The following is a 24935-nucleotide window of genomic DNA, read 5'->3' as shown; positions in this document are numbered from 1 at the left end:
TCTGTTGCGTGATCGCCGCTACAACCAAAGCGGGGTGGTCGACTGGTGGAAGCGTGGAAGTCCATCCTGCACGATAGGCCAAGCGTTCCGGCTGGTTCGGGAACGCGCATGTTGGGAGGGGAGATAGTCATGGCAAAATCCAGTTCGATCCAACTGGATTCCTTCGAGCTGACCCTCAGCGAGATGGAGAATGCCGATCTCGATGCCCTGCATGCGCTTTCGCTGTCGGTCGGCTGGCCGCATCGCGCCGAGGACTGGCAGATCGTTCGCGAGATGGGTCGCGGCGTCGTGGCACGCGACGCGATAGGCCGGGTGCTCGGCTCCGCCATGTGGTTCGATTTTGCTCCCGACTTCACGACCATCGGCATGGTTATCACGTCTCCGAGATTGCAGATGCTGGGAACCGGCCGCTGGATGATGGAGCATGTCCTTGCGCAAACCGGCTCCCGCGCGCTCGGCCTCAACGCCACCCGCGCGGCCAAGCGGCTTTATCAATCACTCGGCTTCCGTGCGGAAAAGCTCGACTATCAATGCAATGGCGAAGCGGTCTCTCCACCCGTCGTGCCGCTGCCGCCACACACACGGCTGCGGGCGCTCGATCTGGCCGATCTTGCAGAGATCGCGGCGCTGGATCTGGCCGCTTTTGGTGCGGATCGCATGCCTGTGCTTGCGCGCCTCCTAAATGTCTCGAAGGGTCTGGCCCTTATACGAGACGGCCGCATCGCCGCCTTCTCGCTTTGCCGCCGCTTCGGACGCGGTCATGTCATCGGTCCGGTCGTCGCAGCAAGCGACGAAGAGGCAATCGCTGTTATCAGACCGCATGTCGCTGACCATGCGGGCAGCTTCCTGCGAATCGATACCCGCCAGCAGACCGGCGCCTTTCCGCAATTCCTTGCGCAATCGGGGCTGCCGGTTTACGACACGGTGACGAGCATGTCGCTGAGACGGGCTTGGCTGCCGAAGGACGGCAGCGAAGGGCCGCTCATTTACGGTTTGGCTAGCCAAGCCTTAGGGTAGCAGCCCTAAGACATATGCAAGGAGCAGCATTCGGCCGTCTTTGGATGGGATGATCCGGAACTTGATTCGAACATACGAGTTAAGCGACGTGGAAAACACCGCCAGGCAAATTCCGAGCAATTTTCGATCGCAGGCCGAAGCTCTTGACTATTTCGACAGTCTCGGCGTGACGTCGGTCACCGAACTTGCCGGTCTTTGGCGAGGTCATGGCGTGGCGTGCGGCCACCCGCTGGATGGCGTCTTGGAAAATCTCGGATGGTACGGCAAGCGCTTCACCGCTGATCATAGAGCCGATGCTCTGTTGTTTGCGGTGGGACCTCACCGGCTCGTGGCCATCGACCCGGAAATGATCCCTCTGAAATTGGTCCTGCGCTTTCATCGCTTCGGGCGGACCAGGATAGCCCGTAGCTGGTTCTCGTATCTGCAGAAAATGTGGCGGGCAAACGGGCCGGTCGCCTCTCTCAGGCCCATGTTCTTCAGGGGCAAGACCAGCGCGGCAATGGTGTATGACGGGCAGCCGATTATCGACCATTTCCGAAAAATTGACGATGACCGGCTCCTCGGCGCCATGGTCGTCGGGGGAGATAGCCGCCATTATTTTTTCGTTCTCACGCGTACGATCGCCGATGGTATCGGGTAAGGGTTTTACAACGCTCCTATCCGCTGGCGCGTTGCCTGCGACGATGCGCGATCGCAGTGACGGGCGTCATTATGACTGTTCTCCGCAAACGCCTGCGCTATTTAACCTACAAACAGGGTATAGAACGCCGCGTCCTGCGGACCCGGCTTGGCAGTAGATAAAGGATACAAGGAGGCCCTTGATTCAGAGTAGCTATATGAATAGCTCGTTCGGGTGGCATTCAGGTTAGAGCTGTATGATCCCCCCATATCGCCGACATAGGAGGAAGCGAAAGATGTTTGGACGTTTGACAAGATTCTCTTGCATTGCGTTGGTCGGACTGGCCACGGTGCAATTGTTACCGTCGGCCGCCATGGCGCAATATTACGACGACGATCAGGATTACAGGCCGCCCCCGCGTTGGGATAATCGCCAAGATCAGGACTGGGGTCGCTCGCGAGGTGATTGGGACGGTGGCTGCGGCCGGCGCGAACTCATGCGAGCCGCTCGCGAAGAGGGTTTCCGGCGCATCGATTCCATCCAGTCGAACGGTCGGCGCATCATCGTCCGTGGCTGGAATGATGGCGGTCCCGACCGCATGGCCTTCGCCAACAGACGTGGTTGCCCGGCTCTCAACTAGCAGCGATGATACTTCATCGCCAGCCAATGTAACCGGCAGGCAGAGCATGCTTTCGCATGCTCTGCCGCGGTGGTCGAGTTCGGCGAAGAGCAGCCCCTCAGCCGATCATTTCCTGAGGCCTTGAGTTAGGGAGATGAAAAGGGTTTGGCGGGGGCATTTCGGTAATAGCAGGCTGGAACGGTTTCCCGACAGCCAGTTCAGTGCAAGCGACGCAGTCAAACTTTGGGGAGAAAGCCCCCGCATCGACGTGTTCATCCTGAGGCGATTTACTATGCGAAATCAATGAGGCCCGGCATGGGATGTCGGGCCTTAATTGTGGGTTAGTCGCAACGACGAATCGTCCTTGTTATCCGATCGCCATCTTCATTCACGCGAGTAACTGTCTTGGTGAAGCAGCGGTCGCTGTCGTAATAACGGTCGCGGTCCCGGACCCTGCCGATCGAAATGCCGTGATTGCTTATGATCACGCCAGCGCGATCACGATGGTGCCGCGGATAGTAGCCGTCATCATAAGAAGGACCGCCGATGATGACATCGTCCGCAAATGCAGGGACGGCAACGAAACCCATAGCGAGAGCCGCCATTGCGCAGCCAATGATTGTATTTCGCATGTGCTTATCCTCCTTGCTTGCATGTTTAAGCAACGAATAAGGAGGGACATGGTTCCAACATTTGACTGCCGTCGAACATCGCGCCGATACGCTTGGCAAGCCGTCCAACCATCAATTGGCGCCTTTTCCGCGCGGTTCAGCGCCAACCGAGGGCAGGGGCGACGTGAGTCAGAATAGCTTCGATGACATGCGCGTTATAGTCCACGCCGAGCTGGTTCGGAACGGTTAGAAGCAACGTGTCGGCCTCGGCAATAGCCTCATCCTCGGCCAATTGCTTGATGAGTGCATCCGGCTCTGCGGCATAGCTGCGGCCGAAGATCGCCCGGGTTTTCTCGTCGATGAAGCCGATCTTGTCCTCATTCTGATTGCCGTATCCGAAGTAGGCGCGGTCGCGGTCGTCCACGAGTGCAAAGATGCTGCGGCTGACCGACACCCGCGGCTCGCGCTTATGGCCGGCCGCCTTCCATGCCTCGCGAAACACTCTGATCTGGTCCGCTTGCTGGATGTGGAAGGGAAGCCCGCTCTCGTCGTCCTTGAGCGTGGAGCTCTGTAGGTTCATCCCCAGCTTTGCCGCCCAGGCAGCAGTGGCGTTCGAGCTGGCGCCCCACCAGATCCGGTCGCGCAGGCTTTCGGAGTGCGGCTCGATGCGCAGGAGGCCCGGCGGGTTTGGAAACATCGGCCGCGGGTTGGGCTGCGCGAAGCCTTCGCCGCGCAACACATCGAACAGGACCTCGGCATGGCGCCGGGCCATCTGAGACTCACTTTCGCCTTCGGCCGGCGCATAGCCGAAATGGCGCCATCCATCGATAACCTGCTCCGGGGAGCCGCGGCTGATACCGAGCTGCAGGCGCCCGCCGGCGATGATATCGGCAGCGCCGGCATCCTCGGCCATATAGAGCGGATTCTCGTAACGCATGTCGATGACCGCCGTGCCAATCTCGATGCGGCTGGTCTTCGCGCCAACGGCCGCCAGCAGCGGGAATGGCGAGCCAAGCTGGCGGGCGAAATGGTGCACTCGAAAATACGCTCCATCTGCGCCCAGTTCCTCGGCCGCGACGGCAAGGTCTATAGACTGCAGAAGCGCATCGGACGCCGAGCGCGTCTGCGATTGGGACGAGGGCGTCCAGTGCCCGAACGATAGGAAGCCGATTTTCTTCATCGTCATGTAGCCTCAAAATTGTGGCGCAGCGTACCTCTTGGCACAATTCCTGCTGGACATACAGTGTAATGACGCACCGAGCACAACTTCGCCGAACTCTGATATACTTGAGAGGCGTGTTCAGAATGTCAGGAGGCACTTATGTTGTTTCGACTTCTTCTCGCTGGCGCGCTAATTGCAGCGACAGTTGCGATTCAAGCCGTGTTTATGTCGGCCGGACTGAGCGTTTTTCGCCGGATGGAAGTAAGTCACCGGAATTTCCTGCTCCGCCAGCCTACATTCGTAACCGTGGTATGGATTGTTTACTTGATCATTCCAATTATACTCGACGTTTGTATTTGGGCGTTGTTCTATTACATGTCGTCAGCCCTTCCGAATTTTGAAGATGCCGCCTACTTCTCCACTGTTACGTTCACAACCGTGGGGTACGGCGACATAGTTCTCGGAAAGGAATGGCGGCAGATCGCCACTTTCGAGGCAATCAACGGCTGGATCATATTTGGATGGGCAACGGCTCTCATGATGGCCGTCATTCAACGGCTTTATTTTCGTCCCGATAGCCAGTCGCAGCAATGAGCCGTTTGTGCCGTACTATTTCCTTTTCCTTAAGACGGCGCGCCAGGGGGCAGAAGGAATAATGTGAGTCCGAAAATGGCATAGACGGCCAGCGCCATGACACCTGCGTACCATGCGCCGCGTCCGCCATTTGACAGTAGAGTGGCGGCGAGCGTCGCGACCAGCATCATCGTGACCGCGCCCCTCCAGAATTCAAGAGACATCGGCGCCGGGCCGAGGAAATAGCTGACGAGCACCAGGACCGGAGCGACGAAGAGAGCAATCTGGGCCGCGCTTCCTAACGCGATGCTGACGCTGAGGTCCAATCTATTTGCGCGCGCCGCGGAAAATGCGGTCGTCATTTCTGCCGCTGCCCCCACGAGGGCGACGACGATAAAGCCTACGAACGCAGGTGTCATGCCGAGATGAGTGGCGGCGATCTGGACGGAACCGACGAAGATTTCACTGATCATCGCGACGAATAGAGTAACGACAACCAGAATGATGATGCTTACCGAAAGTGGCCACAGCTTCTCGCTTTCATGGCCCTCGCTGGCGCTCGCGAAAAGCTCGCGGTGAGTCCTCAGAGAGAAAAACATGCCTAGTGCGTAGACGGCAATGAGGAGGAGTGCCAGCCCCAGGCTTAGGTTTTGGACAGTAGAAGTGTCCGGTGCGCGATCCGCTTCACTCACCAGGGAGGGGACCAGAATGGCGATCGTAGCGAGGAACAAAAGGCAAGCCTGAAAGCGGGCATTGACCCTGTTGAATTCCTGGACATGATGGCGGAGGCCGCCAAACAGAAAAGCGCCACCCAACATAAAGAGCGTATTGGTGACGATCGCACCGGCAAGTGAAGCCTTGACCAGCAGATATTGACCCGATTGCAACGCCGCAAGCGAGATCACGAGTTCCGTCAAATTTCCGAGGGTGGCGTTGAGCAGGCCACCAACCGCATCGCCAGTCTTGGCCGCGACAGCTTCCGTGGCGCGGCTCAACAGCGCCGCCAATGGCACGATCGCCACGATCGACATGAGAAACAGCAGCGTATGTGCTTCCGGCGTAACCTGCTCCAGAATGATGGCGACCGGCACGAAAACGACAAGCGCAAGAAGTGGCTGTTGGCTGACTTCGGTTTTAATGATTCCGCCGATAGTGAAGCCTGACGAAGCAATGGGGCTTCTTCCCTCAGAATCGCCCATGACCAACCCCCCAGGTTTTCGAAGCGCTCTGCAGCTAAATCTGCGATGGCTGATTTGATGTTTTCGAGTGCGCGACTAGGTCTGCTATAACTTACCATAGGATCGCGGCTTGAGAAACAGGAGCCAGCTATGCGGCGCATCATCCTTCTTGCAGTCGTCGGCCTGATCACCTCTTCATGCGATCGGTGTTGTGGCTCGCCCGGTCGGGTGCGCTGGCGTGATCTGCCGGAAGATCGCTTCGGCCCCTATCAGACGCTCAAGCGGCGCTACTATCGCTGGGTCGAACAAGGCATTTCGACAAGATTTTCGAAGCAGTCGCAGCCGATCCGGATATGGAGTGGTTGTCCATCGACGCCACCGTGATCCGGGCACAAGCGCAAGCGGCACGCGGGCGCCGCAAAAGGGGGAGGCCGCGCGCCCAGGCTCTCGGCCGTTCCCGAGGGGGATTTGGCAGCAAGATCCGTGCAGTAGTCGATGCGCTCGGCCTGCCGGTGCCCTTTCACCGGGACCCGGCCAGCAGAATGATATGGCTCCTGCAACCTCGTCAGGGACTGCCGGCCAAGCACGCGCTCGCCGGCCGCGCCTATGACGCCGACAGCCTGCATGGCAACATTCTCGAACAAGGTGGCCAACCGGTCATTCCGTCGCGCCGTCATCGAAAATATCAGCGGGCCTACGACCGCATCGCCTACAAGGCCCGCTGGGGAATCGAGAGCTGCAAAGCTCAAGCAATGGCGGAGAATCGCAACGCGCTATGACAAAATCGCCGCCAACTTCATGGGATTCATCAAGATTGCCAGTATCATGCTCAGGCTCAAATGATTAAATTGTCACTACGGCCTAGATCGTATTGTGGAAGATGGCGATGCCACCCCAAGAAAAAACACCTTCGGACTTCAACCCCCCTCCGCCACAGCCGCATTTCCGCTAAACGCATTGGCCAACTTCGCCGTCAGTCGCCTCGCAGGTGACGCCGATGGTTTTGACACCGAGCTGGCAACAGAAATTGTCCCGGTCCTACGAGAGTCAAACATCGGCTGAGCGCTTATTCTGAACTGCGATAGCAGTTGGAAGAGAGCTTCGGCTTCGGATGCCAGGCTGTGAGCTGCGGCTGTGGCCTGTTCGACCATGGCTGCGTTCTGCTGCGTGCCTTGGTCCATCGTGTTCACCGAGGTGTTGATTTCCTTGAGGCCCGTTGCCTGCTCCTTTGAAGCTTCAACGATAGCCCCGACGTTGCCGTCGACCTGTTGGACTTGAGCGACGATCTCTTCCAGGGCTTTGCCGGTTTCGCCGACCAAGGATACGCCGCTTCTGACATGGTTGTTGGAGGTATTGATCAGATCCTTGATCTCTTTTGCGGCCTTCGCAGACCGCTGCGCTAGCTCACGCACTTCCTGGGCGACGACGGCGAAGCCTTTTCCGGCCTCGCCGGCGCGTGCGGCTTCAACCCCTGCATTCAATGCGAGGAGATTGGTCTGAAAGGCGATCTCGTCGATGACGCCGATGATATTGCCGATTTCGGTCGCAGAAGCTTCGATCTTGTCCATTGCTTCGACGGCACTGCGCACGACACGGCCTGAGTGCTCGGCACTCTCCTTTGTCTTGCGAACCAGGTGACCTGCTTCCTGCGCGCGGTTGCTGGAGCCTGACACGGTTATGGTGATCTCTTCCAGCGCTGCGGCGGTTTCTTCGACAGAGGCCGCCTGCTGTTCAGTCCTCTTGGCGAGATCGTCGGAGGCGGATCGAATTTCCTGTGCGCCCGATGCAATGGCGCTCGCATTCTCGGCGACCTTCTGCATCGCCAGTCGCAGTTTCTCCACGGCCTGATTGAAATCGACCCGCAATTGGTCGAGTGAGGGAATGAACGGGCCGGCGATCTGGCGTGTTAGGTCGCCATTCGCCAATCCCTGAAGGGCGTCCGCGAGCTGGTTCACCGCTGTATTGGTTTGTTCGGCAAGAGCTTCGCGTTCCGCCGCTTCCGTTTCCAGCCGTTTGCGCTCTTCACCAGCCCGCTTTGCATCCGCATCCGCGTCGCGTTCCGCTTTTGCCGAGATTGCGTCCCGGAGGGCCGCGACCGCGCGGGCCAGCATGCCGATCTCATCGCCGCGTTTTTCGAGCTTGCGATCGCCTTCCATATTGCCTTGTGCCATCGATACAAGCGAGGTCTGGAGCTTCGCCAGCGGTCCGACGATGGAGCGGGCGGTAAAGGCTGCCGCCACGCTTGCGAGCAAAATAGCAATCGCAAGTGCCGTGAGCGCGAGCGAGTTAAACCCTCCGGCGGCGCTTCGAACTTCGTTGCCGGTCGATTTGTTCAGGGCTTCCTGATAATCGATGAATTTGTTGATCGCCTTCAGCCAGGCGACGAATTGAGGCCTTGCCTGTTCCAGAAGGATCTTGCGGGCCGCTTCGCCATCGCCTTTTTCCTGACGGGCTATAATCTCGGCAACGAGCGGATTGGTCTTGGCCTGAACCGCCGCAATTTCATCGAGGATGGCTTTCTCCTCAGCCGTCGCACCGGCCGGTGAGGCAATCATATCCGCCATCTTCTTTTCATTGTCTGCATAGGTGGAGGCAAGTGTCTCGATAAGCTTGACCGCGACTTGCCGTTCTTCCGCGGAAGTCACGAGGGTCACGTCCCTGATTGCAATTGCTCGGTCATGAACACTGCCTCGGTAATTGATGGCAAAGCGCTGTTTCACGCTGTTGATGTCGTTGATGACGCCAAGATTGCGGTCGATCGTTTTGACCTGTCCGATCGAGTAGAGCGTCAAACCGATCATCAGAATGAGCAGGAAGCCAAATCCCACTGCTAGACGCGCGACAATGCCGAATGTTTTCCAATTTACCATATGCAGGTCCCCACCCCAGATTTGGAATGCTGCTGCCAGCGCTAAGCATCCGCGGCCGGCAGGAGCGAGGGAAGGTTGCGTCGGTTAGGATCTGCTATCGATCCCTCATCCCGAAAGTTTTTCTGGGCGCCGGATCATTCGCCCGCACTACGATTCCCATCTAGGGTTATTTTTTATGCGGCAACATAGTTGATATTGTGTAAATCAGTTCAATAGAATTTCGCGGGGCGCGAATACAACTCCAAGCGATGAGCATTTGACCTGAATTTGCTTGGAAATTTACTTCCAGAAAGTAGAGGTATACAGCTCAATCGGCACCTTATGCCGATGTTTTAATTTCACTTATTTCGAAACGGTATGAGGTTGCTTTTTGGTGTGAATTCCGGTCCGGCAAGCTGTGACCGGATAGCTTCAAGCGACCTGTCAGCGGGATTTTTACAGGAGCTGTCTCACAGCTATTGGGTCTTTGGCTACTCAAGCCTACGGCGGAACAGCCACGAGGCGGCGCTGAGGGTTACCGCTGCGATCACTAGGAGCGGCCATGTCTGATTGAGGACCTCGCTGGGCGGAATATTCTTGAGGAAGACGCCTTTGACGATGACTAGGAAATAGCGCAGCGGATTGATCACGGTCAGCGGCTGCAGCCAGTCGGGCATGTTCTCGATTGGCGTGGCGAAGCCTGAAAGCAGCATGGCGGGAACGAGAAAGAGGAAAGCGCCGAGAATTGCTTGCTGCTGGGTCGCCGAAAGCGCCGAAATGAAGAGGCCGAGACCAGCGACGGAAGCGAGATAGAAGAGGGAACTGCCGTAGAGCAGGAGCAGCGAGCCTCGCAACGGCACGCCGAAGATGAAGATCGCCGCAAGGATGTAGACCGTCATGTGAAAGAGGCCGATCATCATCGGCGGGATGAACTTGCCGATCAGGATTTCATGGGTGCGCAAGGGCGACACCATGAGCTGGTCGAACGTACCGAGTTCGCGCTCGCGTGCAATGGAAAGAGCCGTGACGATGAGGCCGATGAGCATTGCAATGCTGGCAATCAGGTTCGGCACCATGAACCATTGAAAGATCAGGTTGGGATTGAACCAGTTGCGCGGCACGACGGCTACGGATCGCGCCGACGCGCGTGTTCCCGCCGGCGTTTCGGCGGAGAGGCTTGCAACGATCTGGTTGAGATAGCCGGCGACGATCTGCGAGGCGTTCGAACGTCGACCGTCGAGAATAATCTGCAGGTCGGCTGGCCTGCCTGCCTCGATATTCCGCGAGAAATCCGGGCCGACGACGAGGGCGGCGGTGACGCGCTGTCGGTCGACCGCATCGCGCATTTCGGCGAGATCTTGGACCGATGAGATGCTGCGGAAAGTCGGTGAGCCTTCGATGCGCTGGACAAGTTCCTGGCCCCAGTGGCCGCTGTCGTGGTTCAGCAGCGCAATGTCGACGTTGCGTACCTCCAGGGTCGCCGCATAGGAAAAGACCAGAAGCTGTACGATCGGCGGCCCGATCAAGATCAAGCGGCTCTTTGGATCGCGCAGGACCGCCAGCAGCTCTTTAACGATGAGGGCCTTCAGCCTTGACCACCACATCTTAGGCGATCCTCTTTTTTGTGCTGCGCGCAGCAAGCAGGAAGAAGACGCAGCCGATGCCAAACATGACGGAGATCGCTCGTAGGAACATCGGCCAGATGTCGCCGGCGAGAAAGACCGTCTGCAGGCTGGGAATGAGGTAACGGGCCGGCACGATGAAGGTGATCCACTGGATGACGGTCGGCATTGAGTTGATCTCGAAAAGAAAACCGGAAAGTAGAAAGGCCGGCAGGAATGCGGAGATCAACGCAAGTTGCGAGGCGAGAAACTGGTTCTTGGTCGCAGCCGAGATCAACAGGCCCTGGCCCAGCGCCGGCATCAGGAAAACCGCCGACAAGGAATAAAGTGCCAGGACGGAGCCGCGGAACGGCACGCCGAAGAGGAAGACGGCGAACAGGACACAGATCGTCATCGAGGTCAGGCCAAGCACGAAATAGGGCAGCAACTTGCCGGCGAGCAGCTCAGTAGCCGTCACCGGTGTCGCCATCATCGCTTCCATCGTGCCGCGTTCCCATTCGCGCGCGACCACCAGCGATGTCAGCAATGTCCCAACCAGCGTCATGACGATCGCAATGGAACCAGGCACGAGGAAGGAACGGCTGGTAAGCTCGGGGTTGAACCAGAAGCGTTGTTCGACGGTGATGGCTGGGTTGCCTCCCATCTTTTGCGCCTGCCGTTGAAGCTGCCAGTTGGCGACGGCGCCCTGGGCATAGTTTTGCACGAAATTGGCGGTGTTGGGATCGGAGCCATCGACGATGACCTGAATCTGCGGGCGGTTGCCCGCCATATAGGTCGCCGTGAAGTCCGCTGGTACGACGATGATGCCGCGGATACGTGAAAGGATCAGCTCTTCCTCGAACTGTCGGCGGTCGTGACCGCTGACCACCGAAAAATAGCGGGATGCCCGAAAGCTTGCGGCAAGATCGCCGGTAAGCGGCGTTGTCTCCTCCATGACCACGCCGACCCGCGTCAACTTGGTATCAAGCGAAACGCCATAGCCGAACAGGAAGAGCAAGATTATCGGAAGCACGAAAGCGATCAGGATACTGCTCGGATCGCGCATGACCTGGAAGCTCTCCTTGCGCACCAACGCAGCGAAGCGGCGGACGCGATCTCGCCGTGAGGAAGCAGTTGCGGCTGGGGAAGGGGACGTCATGCCGCCATCCTCTGCTCTGACGCCTGGACGAGGGCGATGAAGGCATCTTCCATGGTCGGATCGGGGTTTTCTGAATTGGCAACTCCGGCCTTCAGTTCGTCAGGCGAGCCTAGCGCGATCGAGCGTCCGCGGTAGATCAGCGAAATGCGATCGCAATATTCGGCCTCGTCCATGAAATGTGTGGTGACGAGGACTGTGACGCCTTTTTCGACGAGCGCATTGATATGGGTCCAGAATTCCCGCCGTGTGATGGGATCGACGCCGGAGGTGGGCTCGTCGAGGAACAGCACCTCGGGCTCGTGCATCACCGCGCAGGCAAGGGCTAACCTCTGCTTCAGTCCAAGCGGCAGGTCCTTGGCCGACATGGATAGCCGAGAGCGAAAATCGAAGATCGATGTCATGAGGTCGACCCGCTCGCGTTTGTGCGTGCCACGCAGCCCATAGACTCTGGCGAAGAATTGCAGGTTCTGCGAAACGCTGAGATCGCCGTAGAGCGAGAATTTCTGCGCCATGTAACCGAGACGATTGCGTGCCTCCGCGGTGTCGCGGCGCAAGTCGAAACCCGCAATCCGGCCTTCGCCGTTCGTCGGCTTCAACAGGCCACAGAGCATCTTGAACGTCGTGGATTTGCCGGCGCCGTTCGGGCCGAGCAGTCCGAAGATCTGACCGCGCGGGATGTCGAAGGTGATGTTGTCGGCCGCGGTGAAATCGCCGAAACGCTTGGTCAAGGCATGCGCCTCGATCACCGGTTTGTCGCCTTCAACGGTAAAGCTGCGCTGCGTCTCGGCCAGTTGCGAGCGTCCACCCGGTCCGCCGCCAAGCATGTCGATGAATGCGTCCTCGAAACGCGGCTCTGCAGGCACGATTTCGGCATCGCCGGCCGCCGAAAATCGGCTTTGTCTGTCCTTGACCGTAACAAGCCTTATTGCCTCTCCTTGAATGACGCCGTCGACCACGCCGTCTTCGTCAAGGAGTTTCGTCAGCATCTGGCGACGCCTGCCCGCAATGCCGCTGATGCGAAAAACGCGGCCGGCGACCCGTGCGGTCAGTTCCTTCGGCTCGCCGGCAAAAAGCAACTTGCCTTCGCTGAGCAGGAACACGCGATCGCAGGCCTCGGCTTCGTCGAGATAGGCGGTCGACCAGACGACGCCGACACCTTCTTCCGTCAGGTTTTCGACCATCTTCCAGAGATCGCGCCGCGAAATGGGATCGACGCCGACGCCGGGCTCGTCAAGCAGCAGCAGCTTTGGTTTCTTAAGAAGCGCGCAGGCAAGGCCGAGCTTCTGCTTCATGCCGCCGGAAAGCTTGCCGGCGAGGCGCCCGGTAAAGCGTTTGAGGTCGGTAAAGGTAAGCAGCTCGTCGAAAGTTGCAGTTCTTTCCTGCCTCGGAAGCCCGCGCAGATCGGCATAGAGATCGAGATTTTCCTGAACTGACAGGTCCTCATAGAGGCCGAAGCGCTGCGGCATATAGCCGATCCCTGCCTGGATCGCAGCGGCATCCTTGCGCGTGTCGAAGCCAAGAACCTGCACTGTGCCACTTTCCGGCAGCATAAGCCCCGTCATCAGGCGGATGAGCGTCGTCTTGCCGGCGCCATCCGGGCCGACGAGGCCGGTTATCTCGCCGCCGCGGACCGCGCCGGTAATGGCATCAAGCGCCGGTTTTGCCGCGTCAAACCGTTTTGTGACCTCGTCGAGCCGGACAAGGTCGCCGCTACCGCCGCTGTCGACCGCCTCGCTCATTTTTCCGCCGTTTGCAATGTCGGGAAGTGAAGGGTTACCGGCATGCCCTGGCGCAGGTCGGGTCCGGGCTTGTCGATGGTGACACGCAGCCGATAGACGAGATCCGTGCGCAATTCGGGCGTCTCTACGGATTTCGGCGTAAATTCGGCAACAGGCGAAATGAATCCGATGGTGCCATCATAAGCTTCGTCCGGCTTCGTGTCGGAGGTCACTTTGACTTTCATGCCGGGGTGAATCCGGCCGAGATCCGGCTCGGCGACATAGCCGCGGACCCAGACAGGCTCGGTCAGCGATAGCACGAAGACTGGATCGGTGGGCGCGACGATCGCCCCTGGCTCCTGCACACGCGAGAGGATCACACCGTCATTCGGTGCACGCAACTCGGTATCGCCGAGCGATGTGCGTGCCGTCGCGAGCGTGGCTTCGGCTGCTTTTAGCTGCGCATCCGCGGCGGCGATATCTTCGGCGCGGCTTCCCTCTTCCAGTAACTTCAGCGCCTGATTGGCCGAATCCACCCGTGCTGCCGCCATCGCCCGCGCTGCCGTCGCTTGATCCAGGGTGGCTTCGGATATGTTTCCGGAGGGCCGCAACTGCTTGGCGCGATCATAGGCCAGATTGGCGTTTTCCAAATCGGCAAGCTGTTCTTGATAAGAGGCGCGCGCCTGCGCGATTTCAGTCGGCCGCGCCCCGGCCTTGAGCTTGTCGAGCGTGGCGCGCAATGCCGCGGCATTGGCCTCGGCTGAGCGGACGGCATAGTCATAGGGCTCCGCGTCGAGCCGGGCGAGCACCGTGCCGCGCTTTACGACGTCGCCCTCATCGACAAGAGCCTCACTCAGCTTGCCATTGACGCGAAATGCAAGCGAAACCTGGCGAATGTCGACATTGCCGTAGAGCACGAACTCCTTTTGCTCCTGCCATTTCCAGCCGAGTTTTGCCGGCGCGTCGGACCACCAGGCGGCTGCGCCCGCGGCTATGACGACAACGACGGCAATCGGAATGATCCTGTTCACGATATTTCTCCTTTCGCCGGCCCGAGGGCGGCGACAAGCCTGCGCGCATGCTGCTGCAATCTGACGATCTCCTTCTCACCGATCGCATCCCATTCCATCTGAGCGAGCACGGCCGCATTGGCCATTCTGAAAACCATGAGACTGCCAACGAAAGATAGGCAACGTAGGCGCACATTTTCCGATGCGGGATCATCGGCGATGACCGCCCCGATCAGTCGCCGCCCAAGGGCAATCATCGGTCCCATGATGCCGGAATAGACCCGCTCGAATGCTGCCGTCGGCTCCATCTGCTCGCGAATGATGAAACGCGCCCAGGCTTCGGATTTCTTGCTGACGAACAGGACGACCATCGTCTCGACGATCTCGTTCAGAAAGAGCCGCGCTTGCGCTTCGCCGAGCGGCATACCCGTTCTGTCGAGCGTCGCGATTTGCTCGGCAATTCGTTGCCGCATGCCGCCGACATGCTGACTGATCATGTCGGCGAGATATTCCGCCGTGGCGATATAGAGCCCTTCCTTGCTTCCGAAATAATAGGGGATCGCTTGAAGGTTCACGCCGGCCGCGTTGGTGATCTTGCGCGTCGAGGCACCGTCGAAGCCGTATCGACCGAAGACGTCGAGGGCATTTTCAAGCAGTTTCTCACGCGTGATGTCGCTGCGTGCAGCCTCGGATTTTGTATCTTTCCTTTGTCTCATATTCCCATAATGAACCAATTTTGAAATAAGTCAATCGATTGACTGAATTTGCCATACGCTTCTTGGCTCGGCTGCTTTTGGTTCGCAGCACCAGCAGTCTCTATGTTGAGTCGGATCGTTGCTACGCCGTGGGTCTGTCGGCAGACCCGTTGCGCATGCCCATGAGTCCAAAGGCAGAAATATTGGATTAGCAATTGCAGAAATGGACGCTGCGGCAAATTTCGGGATGCGTGGCTAACGACACGTCCCGGTTAATCTTTTAGAAAATAAGCATAATCGCAGTGCAGTTAAGACAGAAATGCAGGACAAATCTACAACTAGTCAACCTTCAGGGGGACGTCTCATGGAACCTAACCGACCCACAACAATACAGATCAGCGCCCCTCAACATGCCGCGAATAATCCATATCGCGTCATCGAGCGCGAAGAGGTGCTTGCCGAAGCATTCCGCGAATTCGTGCTGACGGCAGTCGCTGCAGGTTGGAAGGAGTCGGAGGTCGCTTTGACCTTGGCCGATATCGCAGATGACTACGTTATGGCGCTCGCTCGAAGAGTTGCAGCAAATTAGTATTGAGTTCCATCTGCGTTCGTCTGTGGTATCCGCAAGATGGCTGCTAACAACTCTTCATCCAGCCGGCCGGCAAGTCGATTAAGATGAGATGGCTTGCCGGCCGTGCACATGGCGCAGTAAAAATCGGATTCCGTCGCGTCATCATCCATCGAGTTCGCAGGAAAAGCCCTGCGCACTTGCCGATAGGGTAAACTCCGCCGAGCGCGAAAATCGACATTTCCGTCGTGACGGTCGCCCATACCTGCTAACCTTTGCTCATGGCCATCAAAGGTGATTTATCCCGCTCTCCGATTGCGATCCCTGAGAGTTTTTGGCACGTCGCCTACAATGCCGATCACTACCCGGGCGCTCCTGGGATGATGGGTGTAGACGGTGGGGCGAACTGCCAACAATATGCCTACTCGATCCTCAGGCATTTCGGGTTCAGCATCCCAGATTTTCGATCAAGTGACCTGTGGGCCGATCAAACATTCACACGCGTTTCGCCTGTGATGGTGCCTCTCGGGCTGATACTTGTTCACAGCAAGCCAACAAGCTTTGGAGCGCATGTCGGCCTTTGCCTCGGGGGAGGGCTGATCCTTCATCTTTCTCGCAGCATCGGTGTGCCCGCCATCGAAACACTCGAAGAACTTCGGAATCGGCACGAATACCGCTATCTGATCGGAATCAAAGTTCTGTTTGATCGACGGCAGGGAACCTGATTTCCTGCGCTGAAGCGACGACCTATGCGGACGAAGCCATTGTACGAACCTCGATTTGATCAAATTGTCGAACGTCTTCCGGCTGATTTTGATGTCTTGCGCAGTGACGCCGCTTCCGAAGGCCGGCGATTTATTGAACGACTGCATGATGAATGGCAGAGCGGCGAGCAGCGCTTCAATCAAGCGCACGAGGTTCTACTGATCGTCAGAGTAGACCGCGACTTGGCGGGAGTTGGAGGCATGACGGTCGATCCTAATCTGTCATCCGCCATGCGCATGCGGCGCTTCTTCATACGTCCGGCCTATCGCCGTTGTGGCCTGGGACGCCAACTGGCAGCAGCGATCCTGAACCGGACAATCCCGAAGGGCACTATTGTTACGGTGAATACGGACAATGCCGACGCGGCCGCGTTTTGGGAGGCTCTGGGTTTTCGACGCGACCCCAAGCTTGGCCACTCCCATTGGTTCCCTTGGGAGCGTGGGTCTTAGGTGCTCCTGACCTGAGCTAAGTCAGCAAACCTTGGATTATGATCGCCACAAAGAACGCAAGGATAACGGCTGCAGCCATCATAGTGACCTGGCGATTGGCTCGTTGAAGGACGCGCGATTGTCGCCCCTGTTTCATGCGAAGGCGACGCCCTCGGACAGGGGCCGTATTCGAACGGATTTGCTCTTTTTTCCCGGACATATCTGCCTCCCTGCAGATGCGAGCTGTTTGAATATAGCAGCCGACATTGAGGGGGACAAAGTTTCGCGCACTCCGCCGGAGGAACGGTGCCAGCTTATCGCGCCCCGGCCGAGGAGGGGGTATTTTTCCATCTACTTGTGTTTGCCGCCACCGTGTCCTTTTCCAGAGGAGGCGCTAGATCGATTGCCTGTGATGGTTGCGTCCGCCGGTGCAGAATTGTCCTCTATCAATGAGTTGGCTTGATACCCCTGCACGTTTGCTTTCTGTAGGCCAGGATTACCTTCAACGGCGGCGCAGCTATAGGAGGTGGAAACGCCGTGCCTGATGAGAGTGTCGCTGCCGGCGCCATTGTGGACGAAGACCATGTCGTGTCCGACGAGCCGTGCCGTCTTCTTGGTGAGTTTCTCCTTTTTCATTTGAAAGAAAGTGCCGTCAACTTCAATGATTTGCTTCTGCCACATCACGCGAACGTGCGGGTTTCCATTGCATTCCTGAAAGGCGTAGGCAGTGTCGCAGGCGAGGCCGGTAATAACAAACAAAGTTGCTACGAGGCGCACTTTCGGTCCCTCCGTACTTTTTACTTCAAGGACAATAAATTATGCTTGACGTTTATTAAATTATGAAGCTAACGCGCGGTAAAGTAGCCTACGGTGATTAGTCCAAAGAGGCTCCATAAGGACTGCTGCTCAAGGGCTAAGGCGTTGTGTTTCGGACGCTTCGATTGCGCGAAGTCGTCGACGAATTCAAAGCGAAACTGGGCGCTATCGACCCTCCTCGCAGGATCTGTCTAATGCGAAGAAATTTGGCGGGAAGGGCAGGGGATGCGCCGGCTTGCACTGGGCAGTGACCCCTTATTCGGGTCGACCCAGCCGGTTCTCGTCATCGATCAGGGTTAGCCGCGCCGAAGCACTCTCGTCCCAAGTCCAAAGGACGAGATTCATGTCGTCCGCCGTTGCACCGGGGGCAAAACTCCTGACGAGCAGACCTTGATAGCCAGCGGCGGCTAGCCGCCGGGCAAAGCGCTGAGTTCTCGCCTCGCCGGTCGCCTTCATCTGGTCGCGCCACGTTGGGTCGGCAATTGAAGCGGCATCCATCCCTTCCGCCTGCAGGGCATCTTCGTCGCAACTATTGAAGACCTTCTCTAATGCGGCGTCGTATGAGACGAGTGTCGTCGGTTGCAAACTGCCGACCTGATTGGCTTCGCGTAGCGCCGTCAGGACCGACAGCGATGTATAGAGCGCCGGCATTCCTTTCGGATTGAACCGACCGCCATAGAGTTCAGCTCCGCGGCCTGAGAGCGGTTGGCGCGCATAGATCGGGTTCAGCGCCCGGTAGAGCTTTCCTTCATAGCGCATCGAGCGGGACTATGCGTGAACGCCGGCGTCGATTGCGTCGATATAGTCGAGCACTTCATCGCCACGTCCGTCGCGCACCAACTGCATGGCCGTCTGGCCAGAAAATCCGGGCAGTGGCTCGGAGCGATACCAGGCATAGGCCATCAGGGCCGAGCCGAAACGCGGTTCGACCTTGTTGACGACCTCGATCATTTCGCGCAAGCGCCGCTGCGTCTTATCAGAGCGGATCCGGTCCTTGCGCTGGATCGCATCCTTGCCGAGGCCGGCTGTACGAGCGATTTCCTCGCTGGTCGTGCGGAAGGCATCCGCGATCTTCCGTGGTGCGAACAACCCGTCATCCGCATATTGGGCGAGACCCATTTCTCTCACCTCCAATTCGAAATGCCAATTATTATGACGTTATATAGCGTCATAATTGCCGGCATTCAAGCCGATGGAGTGACGCGGCGCATATTCAGGCGAGTTTTGCCTCGCATGACACTCGGGCGCGGCTGGAGCTCAGCCGCGCCCGAGTGGCTTTCTGTCCGGATCAGGCGATATCGAAACGATCCGCGTCCATCACCTTCGTCCAGGCCGCCACGAAGTCGCGCACGAACTTCTCTTGCGTGTCGCTCTGGCCATAGACCTCTGCAAGTGCCCGAAGCTGGGAGTTCGAACCGAATACGAGGTCGACGCGGGTGCCGGTCCACTTGATATCGTCCGTTCCGCGGTCGCGTCCCTCGAAGACATATTTCGAGTCCGCCGAAGCCTTCCATACCGTGCTCATGTCGAGCAGGTTGACGAAGAAATCGTTGGTGAGCGTTTCAGGACGCTTAGTGAAAACACCGTGCTGGGATTGTCCAGCATTGGCGTTCAACACGCGCAGGCCACCGACCAGGACGGTCATCTCCGGCGCGGTCAGCGTCAGAAGCTGCGCCTTGTCGATCAGCAACTCCTCGGGCGAAATGGAGTATTCGCCCTTCTGATAGTTGCGGAATCCGTCGGCGATCGGTTCCAGAACGGCAAAGGAGCTTACATCGGTCTGCTCCTGCGTCGCGTCGGTGCGGCCCGGCGTGAAGGCAACTTCGATGTCATGACCGGCATTCTTGGCGGCCTTTTCGACGGCGGCTGCGCCACCAAGGACGATCAGGTCCGCGAGCGATACCTTCTTGCCACCCGACTGGCCGTCGTTAAACGCCTTCTGAATGCCTTCGAGCGTATCGAGGACGGTCGCGAGCTGGGCCGGCTGGTTGACCTCCCAATCCTTCTGCGGCGAAAGACGAATGCGCGCGCCATTCGCTCCACCGCGCTTGTCGGAGCCGCGGAAGGTTGCGGCCGAAGCCCAGGCGGTCGTAACCAGTTGCGAGATGGAAAGGCCCGATGCGAGGATCTTGTCTTTGAGGCCGGCGATGTCCTTCGCGTCGATCAGGGGATGATCGACGGCAGGAATGGGATCTTGCCAGATCAGCTCCTCGGCCGGAACTTCCGGACCGAGATAACGCACACGAGGGCCCATGTCGCGGTGGGTCAGCTTGAACCACGCGCGGGCAAAGGCATCCGCGAACTGATCCGGATTTTCAAAGAAGCGGCGCGAGATCTTTTCGTAGGCCGGGTCGAAGCGCAAGGCGAGGTCAGTGGTCAGCATGGCGGGTGCATGACGCTTGGACTTATCGTGCGCGTCCGGGATGGTACCGGCACCAGCACCGTGCTTCGGGGTCCACTGGTGTGCACCAGCCGGGCTCTTCGTCAGTTCCCATTCATAGCCGAACAGGTTCCAGAAGAAGTTGTTGCTCCATTTCGTCGGTGTCGTGGTCCAGGTAACTTCCAGGCCGCTGCTGATCGTATGACCGCCCTTGCCCGTTTCGAAGCTGCTCTTCCAGCCGAAGCCCTGTTCTTCGATGCCGGCACCTTCCGGCTCCGCACCGACATGGGCAGCATCGCCTGCGCCGTGGGTCTTGCCGAAGGTATGTCCGCCTGCAATGAGGGCGACCGTCTCTTCGTCGTTCATGGCCATGCGCGCGAAAGTCTCACGGATGTCCTTGGCAGCGGCAAGCGGATCGGGATTGCCGTTCGGGCCTTCCGGATTAACGTAGATCAGGCCCATCTGCACGGCGGCAAGCGGGGTTTCGAGGTCGCGTTCACCGGAGTAGCGCTTGTCGGCAAGCCATGTGTCCTCGGCGCCCCAGTAGACGTCTTCCTCGGGCTCCCAGACGTCCGGACGACCGCCGGCAAATCCGAATGTTTTGAAGCCCATCGATTCCAGGGCAACGTTGCCGGTGAGGATCATCAGGTCGGCCCAGGAGATGCTGTTGCCGTATTTCTGCTTGATCGGCCAAAGCAGCCGGCGCGCCTTGTCGAGGTTGACGTTATCGGGCCAACTGTTGAGCGGCGCGAAACGCTGCTGACCGGCTCCCGCGCCGCCGCGGCCGTCGCCGGTGCGGTAAGTGCCGGCACTGTGCCAGGCCATGCGGATAAAGAGCGGACCGTAATGACCAAAGTCGGCGGGCCACCAATCCTGCGAATCCGTCATCAGGGCATGGAGGTCCTGTTTGACGGCGTTAAGGTCGAGCTTCTTGAATTCCTCGGCATAATTAAATGCCAGGCCCAGAGGATTCGACAGCGCAGAGTTCTGGTGGAGAATCTTCAGGTTCAACTGGTTCGGCCACCAGTCCCGGTTTGATCTGCCGCCATGGGCCGTGTGGGTGTGCACCACCGGACATTTGCCGGCTGTATCGGCTTTCGTATCCATATTTCTCTCCCTCGTGATTACTTGAATTGAGCCATCCAGAAGAGTTCATCGCGAATCCTCTGAAAAGCGGTCCGGTTTCATGGTCGGTACGGTGACGAAGTACCAGACACATGAAATGTCCTTGTTTGTTTGCAAGCAGACCGTCGCGACAACGAGCTTGGGAGGCACCGGTGTTTCCGGACAGTCTGGACGTCAACGAGCTGCACATCGTCCGTGGCCATTTTATGAGCCAGGCGTGATAATGGCTACACCTCATTGGCGCTTTACGAACTATAGCCAAGCAGTTCCATTAATTTAAGTTGGATTTACTGATTGCGGCGATAAGGTAGGGTTATGACGAATTTGACACTCAAGCAGCTTCGCTATTTCGAGGCGCTGGCACGACAAGGTCACTTCGGGCGCGCGGCAGATGTCTGCGCGATCTCCCAGCCTGCCTTGTCGATGCAGATCAAGGAACTGGAAGAATCGCTGGGCACAGAGCTCTTCGAAAGAGGCGCACGCCAGGTTCGGCTGACGAGCTTCGGGGAAGCGTTTGTACTGCGCGTCCGGGATATCCTTCGCTCGGTCGATGAGCTCGCAGATATGGCGCGTGCCTCGCAGAATCGGCTCGTTGGGCGGTTGCGCCTGGGGATCATTCCGACGATCGCACCTTATCTGCTGCCGGCAATCATCGGCAATTTGACGCGCATGCATGACGGGCTCGACATTCACGTCCGCGAGACGCAGACCTCGAAGCTGGTGCAGGAACTGGCGGAGGGCCGGCTTGATGCGGCAATCGTTGCGTTGCCCGTATCCGAACCCTCGTTGACCGAGGTGACGCTGTTTTCGGAAAATTTCGTGCTGGTCCGGCCGAGCGAGGATGAAGGCAAGCCGGTGCCCAATCGCGAAGCGCTGCGCGAGATGAGGCTCCTTTTGTTGGAAGAGGGCCATTGTTTTCGCGATCAGGCCTTGTCGTTCTGCAATCTGTCTTCGGCAGTGCCGCGGGAGTTGATGGATGGCAGCTCTCTGTCCACGCTGGTCCAAATGGTCAGCGCCGGCATTGGTGTCACCCTGATCCCGGAAATGGCAGTAGCGGTGGAGACGCGTTCGGCGCCCGTGTCCATCGCCCATTTTCATAATGTTGAACCATCGCGAACGATCGGCATGATCTGGCGAAAGACCAGCCCCCTGACCAAACAGTTCCTCGAGATTTCCGAAGTCGTTCGCCAATCAGCCGAGGCGATGCGAGAGCGGCACAAGTCGCTTTCGCGGCCGCACGATCCAGGATTGAGCACTCGCATGCTGCCCGTCGACAGCCGTACAGCCAACGACGCATCGCCAATCGGTTCATCCCGGTGATGACTGAGCGCATGAAGCTTTGCTTTGGCTCATATCAAACTTGAATTGTGATGTTCAGGGATCATCGCTACGCGTCGACATTGCGATGAAGCACGCGACGGTAATCAGCAGCGTGCCGATGAGCCGGGCGGGGTCTGCGCAGCGGCCATGCCGCCAGAAAAATTGACACCGTTAAAAGCATTCAAGAACGATATTGCCGAACACTCTCGATTGTTTACAACAAATGCGTGTGAAAATTTATGGTAGTATTTACAAAGCCTTGGCAGTTGAAGACAACCCTAAATCCATGTAGAATTTAATGTCTTAAAAATAGAGAAAGCGGTCCAATGAGCGGCCGATTTGTCAAATTCGCGGAAGTCCTCGGTATTTCTGCAGGATTATCTGTAACCTTTTCAGATCTGGCCTCGGCTGGCTGTTGGTCAGCTTTGAAAAGCCCGGAATGGCAGCAAGTCAGTTCAATAATTGCGAGTGCGAAGCTATGCGAGCAGATGCCTTCGGGACCAAATCGCACCAGGAGGCTTGAGGTAACGGCCGTTGATTTCTGTACAGCTCCAAGTGGTGTTTCTGTCACCGCAAACGTGTCTCTCACTTGCGGATCGAGTTCAGATTCCTTTCTCCAGTTATCACCACTGGACGGCAAGGTTGTGGCGACAGTGACACTGGATATTGGTGCATGCAAAGTAACGGATTCGACCATAAATATTAGCGGCCAAGCTGGCGAAATCTTATCCAAACTACCTCAGACGCAAGAATTCCTGCGCACGTGGGCGCAAATACGCCTTTCGAACTTGTGCGGAATGCAGTGATCCGCACCATCCTATTCGCTCTGGCGGAAGTTGCGGATACGGTCGAATAAGACAGCAAGCACGATCGAGCCACCGATAAAGGTGCCCTGCCAGAAGGCATTGATGCCAAGAAGGCCGAGACTATTGCGGATCACTTCGATCAGGGCCGCACCGATCAGTGCGCCGAACGCCGTGCCGACGCCTCCGGCAAGATTGGCGCCGCCGATAACAGTTGCGGCAATGACCTGAAGTTCCATCCCAGCGCCTATATTCGTGGTGACGGCACCGAGCCAGCCCGTTTGAATAATGCCAGCGACGCCGGCAGACAGAGCCGAAAGGATATAGACCGCAACCTTGATCTTTCGCACCGGAACGCCGGTCAGCGTTGCAGCATGCTCGTTGCCGCCGATGGCAAAGACGTAGCGGCCAAATCTGGTCCATCGCAGCACAAACCCGGTCAGAAGCGCTAGCGCGATCATGTAAAGCACCGGGTTTGCAATGCCGAAGAGCCAGGCGCCACCGCCAAGTGCAAGGAGCTTGTCGTGATCCGGTCCGAATTGAAAGACGACTGTGTTATTGGACGCGACCATCGCCAGGCTGCGGGCGATCGACAACATGCCGAGCGTGACGACGAACGGCGGAAAGCCGAGATAGGCGATCAGGACTCCGTTGAAGGCTCCTACGATGAGGGCTGTGCCGATCGACGCGGCAATGCCCGTGCCGATCCCGTAACCGGCATGCATGACGACTGCGAGCACCATGCTGCAAAGGCAGAGCACGGAGCCGACAGACAGGTCGATACCACCGGTGATGATGACGAGCGTCATTCCAAGCGCGATGATCGCCACGAAGGTGACATTGCGGGTGATATTGTAGAGGTTGGTGGATGTTGCGAACGAACTCGTGGCGAATGACAGGAAAATACAGGCAAGGATGACGGCAATCAGCACCCAGAATGTCTGGCTGCCGAAAATTGCAGCGAGCCAACTCCGCTGCTTGCGTGCGATCGTTTGATCAAGAGTAATTGCCATTCGACCTCGCTTGCTTTCGATACCGGCACGGCCTTCGATTATACTTGTTCGATCGCGCCGGTGATGAGCCCTGTGACTTCTTCGGGTGAACTTGCCCCGATCTGCTTGTCGGCCACTTTCCGCCCGCGCCGCATCACAATCACCCGGTCGGCCACGGAAAAGACATCCGGCATGCGGTGACTGATCAGAATGACGGCGATGCCACGATCTCGCAGTTGGCGGATCAAAGCCAGTACTTCGGCCACTTGGCGAACGGAAATCGCGGCGGTTGGTTCATCCATGAGCACGAGCTTTGCTTCCGCCAGCATCGTGCGGGCGATCGCGACGGCCTGCCGCTGGCCGCCTGACATCTGCTTAACGAGGTCACGCGGACGCGTCTCGGACTTCAGCTCCTTGAAAATCTCGCCAGCGCGCTTGTACATCGCTTTATAGTCGAGGATCCGTAAGGGGCCGAGGCCGAGGCGAAGCTCGCGCCCCAGGAAGACGTTTGCTGCAGCCGTCAGATTGTTGCAGAGAGCCAGATCCTGGTGGACGATCTCGATGCCGCGCTGGCGCGCTTCTACCGGCCTATGCAAGACGAGATCCTCCCCATCGAGGCTCATCGTGCCGTGGCTCGGCCGAAAGTTGCCGGCAATCATCTTGACCAGCGTTGATTTGCCCGCGCCGTTGTCGCCCATCAATCCGACGACCTCTCCCGCTTCCAACGAGAACGAAACGTCGTTTACCGCCTGGATGGCGCCGAAATGTTTTGAGATGTTGGCGAGCTCAAGAACTGCCACCGGCCCTCTAGCCTCCCAAAGCCGCAGGCTCGCCCTTTCCGAATATATTCGTTTCGATTTGAGCTGCGATTTTGCCCGCCGGTCTCCTCCCTGCGAGCATCGGTAATATTTACTCAGAACCGCGCGA

At 58.0% G+C, this 24935-nt stretch carries 23 protein-coding genes and 1 pseudogene; 9 read left to right on the top strand and 15 right to left on the bottom strand.

Features of this window, described 5'->3' with window-relative positions; translation table 11 throughout:
• Window positions 1-129 precede the first annotated feature (129 nt).
• The 3 genes from N2601_RS25375 to N2601_RS25365 all read left to right on the top strand — a co-directional run bounded on the left by N2601_RS25375 (window position 130) and on the right by N2601_RS25365 (window position 2276).
• Entirely contained in the window at window positions 130-1017 is an 888-nt protein-coding gene (locus tag N2601_RS25375; RefSeq protein ID WP_260304125.1) for a GNAT family N-acetyltransferase, read from the top strand.
• 166 nt (window positions 1018-1183) lie between these two features.
• The gene (locus N2601_RS25370; protein ID WP_260305247.1) at window positions 1184-1657 is read left to right on the top strand and encodes a DUF4334 domain-containing protein; all 474 of its coding nucleotides are present in this window, start codon (window positions 1184-1186) and stop codon (window positions 1655-1657) included.
• Between the two features lie 274 nt (window positions 1658-1931).
• Window positions 1932-2276 (top strand): hypothetical protein, encoded by a 345-nt coding sequence (locus N2601_RS25365; protein WP_260304124.1) that lies wholly within the window; start codon window positions 1932-1934, stop codon window positions 2274-2276.
• 320 nt (window positions 2277-2596) lie between these two features.
• Here N2601_RS25365 and N2601_RS25360 read toward each other — a convergent pair whose 3' ends face one another.
• Together N2601_RS25360 and N2601_RS25355 are read right to left on the bottom strand one after the other, a co-directional pair.
• Entirely contained in the window at window positions 2597-2887 is a 291-nt protein-coding gene (locus N2601_RS25360) for a hypothetical protein (RefSeq protein WP_260304123.1), read from the bottom strand.
• A 136-nt stretch (window positions 2888-3023) separates the two neighbouring features.
• A complete protein-coding gene (locus N2601_RS25355; protein WP_260305246.1) occupies window positions 3024-4046 on the bottom strand; it encodes an LLM class flavin-dependent oxidoreductase in 1023 nt (340 codons plus the stop codon).
• 141 nt (window positions 4047-4187) lie between these two features.
• Here N2601_RS25355 and N2601_RS25350 point away from each other — a divergent pair, with 141 nt between their 5' ends.
• Window positions 4188-4622 carry a potassium channel family protein gene (locus tag N2601_RS25350; RefSeq protein WP_104827151.1) on the top strand — a complete coding sequence of 145 codons (435 nt, stop codon included), beginning with the start codon at window positions 4188-4190 and terminating at the stop codon, window positions 4620-4622.
• 29 nt (window positions 4623-4651) lie between these two features.
• On the opposite strand, the gene cax is transcribed toward N2601_RS25350, so the two are convergent.
• Window positions 4652-5800, bottom strand: a complete 1149-nt coding sequence (gene cax, locus N2601_RS25345; RefSeq protein WP_260304122.1) for a calcium/proton exchanger — start codon at window positions 5798-5800, stop codon at window positions 4652-4654.
• Window positions 5801-5973: 173 nt separating this feature from the next.
• Between cax and N2601_RS25340 the strand changes: the two are divergent.
• A pseudogene (locus N2601_RS25340) lies at window positions 5974-6622 on the top strand (IS5 family transposase); the annotation flags it as partial.
• A gap of 74 nt (window positions 6623-6696) precedes the next feature.
• Here N2601_RS25340 and N2601_RS25335 read toward each other — a convergent pair.
• The 6 genes from N2601_RS25335 to N2601_RS25310 form a co-directional block, all read right to left on the bottom strand.
• The gene (locus N2601_RS25335; RefSeq protein ID WP_260304121.1) at window positions 6697-8649 is read right to left on the bottom strand and encodes a HAMP domain-containing methyl-accepting chemotaxis protein; all 1953 of its coding nucleotides are present in this window, start codon (window positions 8647-8649) and stop codon (window positions 6697-6699) included.
• A gap of 470 nt (window positions 8650-9119) precedes the next feature.
• Complete coding sequence (locus N2601_RS25330; protein WP_260304120.1) at window positions 9120-10232, bottom strand: ABC transporter permease; 1113 nt, start codon at window positions 10230-10232, stop codon at window positions 9120-9122.
• Window position 10233: 1 nt separating this feature from the next.
• The gene (locus tag N2601_RS25325) at window positions 10234-11388 is read right to left on the bottom strand and encodes an ABC transporter permease (RefSeq protein ID WP_260304119.1); all 1155 of its coding nucleotides are present in this window, start codon (window positions 11386-11388) and stop codon (window positions 10234-10236) included.
• The gene (locus tag N2601_RS25320; protein WP_260304118.1) at window positions 11385-13127 is read right to left on the bottom strand and encodes an ATP-binding cassette domain-containing protein; all 1743 of its coding nucleotides are present in this window, start codon (window positions 13125-13127) and stop codon (window positions 11385-11387) included. Before N2601_RS25320 ends, N2601_RS25325 begins: the two co-directional genes overlap by 4 nt.
• A complete protein-coding gene (hlyD, locus tag N2601_RS25315) occupies window positions 13124-14137 on the bottom strand; it encodes a secretion protein HlyD (protein WP_260304117.1) in 1014 nt (337 codons plus the stop codon). Before hlyD ends, N2601_RS25320 begins: the two co-directional genes overlap by 4 nt.
• Entirely contained in the window at window positions 14134-14832 is a 699-nt protein-coding gene (locus N2601_RS25310; RefSeq protein WP_260304116.1) for a CerR family C-terminal domain-containing protein, read from the bottom strand. The genes hlyD and N2601_RS25310 overlap by 4 nt, the downstream gene beginning before the upstream one ends.
• 343 nt (window positions 14833-15175) lie before the next feature.
• Here N2601_RS25310 and N2601_RS25305 point away from each other — a divergent pair, with 343 nt between their 5' ends.
• The 3 genes from N2601_RS25305 (at window position 15176) to N2601_RS25295 (ending at window position 16593) form a co-directional block, all read left to right on the top strand.
• Complete coding sequence (locus tag N2601_RS25305; RefSeq protein ID WP_104827142.1) at window positions 15176-15400, top strand: hypothetical protein; 225 nt, start codon at window positions 15176-15178, stop codon at window positions 15398-15400.
• Between the two features lie 260 nt (window positions 15401-15660).
• Entirely contained in the window at window positions 15661-16104 is a 444-nt protein-coding gene (locus tag N2601_RS25300; protein ID WP_260304115.1) for a hypothetical protein, read from the top strand.
• A 39-nt stretch (window positions 16105-16143) separates the two neighbouring features.
• Window positions 16144-16593 (top strand): GNAT family N-acetyltransferase, encoded by a 450-nt coding sequence (locus N2601_RS25295; protein ID WP_260304114.1) that lies wholly within the window; start codon window positions 16144-16146, stop codon window positions 16591-16593.
• A 330-nt stretch (window positions 16594-16923) separates the two neighbouring features.
• Here the strand turns inward: N2601_RS25295 and N2601_RS25290 are convergent, their stop codons facing one another.
• The 4 genes from N2601_RS25290 to katG form a co-directional block, all read right to left on the bottom strand.
• Window positions 16924-17349, bottom strand: coding sequence for a hypothetical protein (locus N2601_RS25290; RefSeq protein WP_260304113.1), 426 nt, complete (start codon window positions 17347-17349; stop codon window positions 16924-16926).
• 294 nt (window positions 17350-17643) lie between these two features.
• Entirely contained in the window at window positions 17644-18147 is a 504-nt protein-coding gene (locus tag N2601_RS25285) for an RES family NAD+ phosphorylase (protein WP_260304112.1), read from the bottom strand.
• A gap of 9 nt (window positions 18148-18156) precedes the next feature.
• Complete coding sequence (locus N2601_RS25280; RefSeq protein ID WP_260304111.1) at window positions 18157-18507, bottom strand: MbcA/ParS/Xre antitoxin family protein; 351 nt, start codon at window positions 18505-18507, stop codon at window positions 18157-18159.
• 169 nt (window positions 18508-18676) lie between these two features.
• Window positions 18677-20875, bottom strand: a complete 2199-nt coding sequence (gene katG, locus N2601_RS25275; protein ID WP_260304110.1) for a catalase/peroxidase HPI — start codon at window positions 20873-20875, stop codon at window positions 18677-18679.
• A gap of 333 nt (window positions 20876-21208) precedes the next feature.
• Here katG and N2601_RS25270 point away from each other — a divergent pair, with 333 nt between their 5' ends.
• Window positions 21209-22213 (top strand): hydrogen peroxide-inducible genes activator, encoded by a 1005-nt coding sequence (locus N2601_RS25270; protein WP_260304109.1) that lies wholly within the window; start codon window positions 21209-21211, stop codon window positions 22211-22213.
• 817 nt (window positions 22214-23030) lie between these two features.
• Here the strand turns inward: N2601_RS25270 and N2601_RS25265 are convergent.
• Together N2601_RS25265 and N2601_RS25260 are read right to left on the bottom strand one after the other, a co-directional pair.
• The gene (locus N2601_RS25265) at window positions 23031-24029 is read right to left on the bottom strand and encodes an ABC transporter permease (RefSeq protein WP_260304108.1); all 999 of its coding nucleotides are present in this window, start codon (window positions 24027-24029) and stop codon (window positions 23031-23033) included.
• Window positions 24030-24067: 38 nt separating this feature from the next.
• Window positions 24068-24856: an ATP-binding cassette domain-containing protein gene (locus tag N2601_RS25260; RefSeq protein ID WP_445945041.1), complete on the bottom strand. Its 789-nt coding sequence runs from the start codon at window positions 24854-24856 to the stop codon at window positions 24068-24070.
• Window positions 24857-24935 lie beyond the last annotated feature (79 nt).

It is taken from the genome of Rhizobium sp. CB3060 (assembly GCF_025200735.1).
GTDB lineage: Bacteria > Pseudomonadota > Alphaproteobacteria > Rhizobiales > Rhizobiaceae > Rhizobium.
This window is presented reverse-complemented; position numbering and strand designations above follow the sequence as displayed.

Coding starts and splice junctions, on each gene's coding strand:
- N2601_RS25375 (WP_260304125.1), top strand. CDS start 130: ATGGCAAAATCCAGTTCGATCCAACTGGATTCCTTCGAGCTGACCCTC.
- N2601_RS25365 (WP_260304124.1), top strand. CDS start 1,932: ATGTTTGGACGTTTGACAAGATTCTCTTGCATTGCGTTGGTCGGACTG.
- N2601_RS25360 (WP_260304123.1), bottom strand. CDS start 2,887: ATGCGAAATACAATCATTGGCTGCGCAATGGCGGCTCTCGCTATGGGT.
- N2601_RS25355 (WP_260305246.1), bottom strand. CDS start 4,046: ATGAAGAAAATCGGCTTCCTATCGTTCGGGCACTGGACGCCCTCGTCC.
- N2601_RS25350 (WP_104827151.1), top strand. CDS start 4,188: ATGTTGTTTCGACTTCTTCTCGCTGGCGCGCTAATTGCAGCGACAGTT.
- cax (WP_260304122.1), bottom strand. CDS start 5,800: ATGGGCGATTCTGAGGGAAGAAGCCCCATTGCTTCGTCAGGCTTCACT.
- N2601_RS25335 (WP_260304121.1), bottom strand. CDS start 8,649: ATGGTAAATTGGAAAACATTCGGCATTGTCGCGCGTCTAGCAGTGGGA.
- N2601_RS25330 (WP_260304120.1), bottom strand. CDS start 10,232: ATGTGGTGGTCAAGGCTGAAGGCCCTCATCGTTAAAGAGCTGCTGGCG.
- N2601_RS25325 (WP_260304119.1), bottom strand. CDS start 11,388: ATGACGTCCCCTTCCCCAGCCGCAACTGCTTCCTCACGGCGAGATCGC.
- N2601_RS25320 (WP_260304118.1), bottom strand. CDS start 13,127: ATGAGCGAGGCGGTCGACAGCGGCGGTAGCGGCGACCTTGTCCGGCTC.
- N2601_RS25310 (WP_260304116.1), bottom strand. CDS start 14,832: ATGAGACAAAGGAAAGATACAAAATCCGAGGCTGCACGCAGCGACATC.
- N2601_RS25305 (WP_104827142.1), top strand. CDS start 15,176: ATGGAACCTAACCGACCCACAACAATACAGATCAGCGCCCCTCAACAT.
- N2601_RS25300 (WP_260304115.1), top strand. CDS start 15,661: ATGGCCATCAAAGGTGATTTATCCCGCTCTCCGATTGCGATCCCTGAG.
- N2601_RS25285 (WP_260304112.1), bottom strand. CDS start 18,147: ATGCGCTATGAAGGAAAGCTCTACCGGGCGCTGAACCCGATCTATGCG.
- N2601_RS25280 (WP_260304111.1), bottom strand. CDS start 18,507: ATGGGTCTCGCCCAATATGCGGATGACGGGTTGTTCGCACCACGGAAG.
- katG (WP_260304110.1), bottom strand. CDS start 20,875: ATGGATACGAAAGCCGATACAGCCGGCAAATGTCCGGTGGTGCACACC.
- N2601_RS25270 (WP_260304109.1), top strand. CDS start 21,209: ATGACGAATTTGACACTCAAGCAGCTTCGCTATTTCGAGGCGCTGGCA.
- N2601_RS25265 (WP_260304108.1), bottom strand. CDS start 24,029: ATGGCAATTACTCTTGATCAAACGATCGCACGCAAGCAGCGGAGTTGG.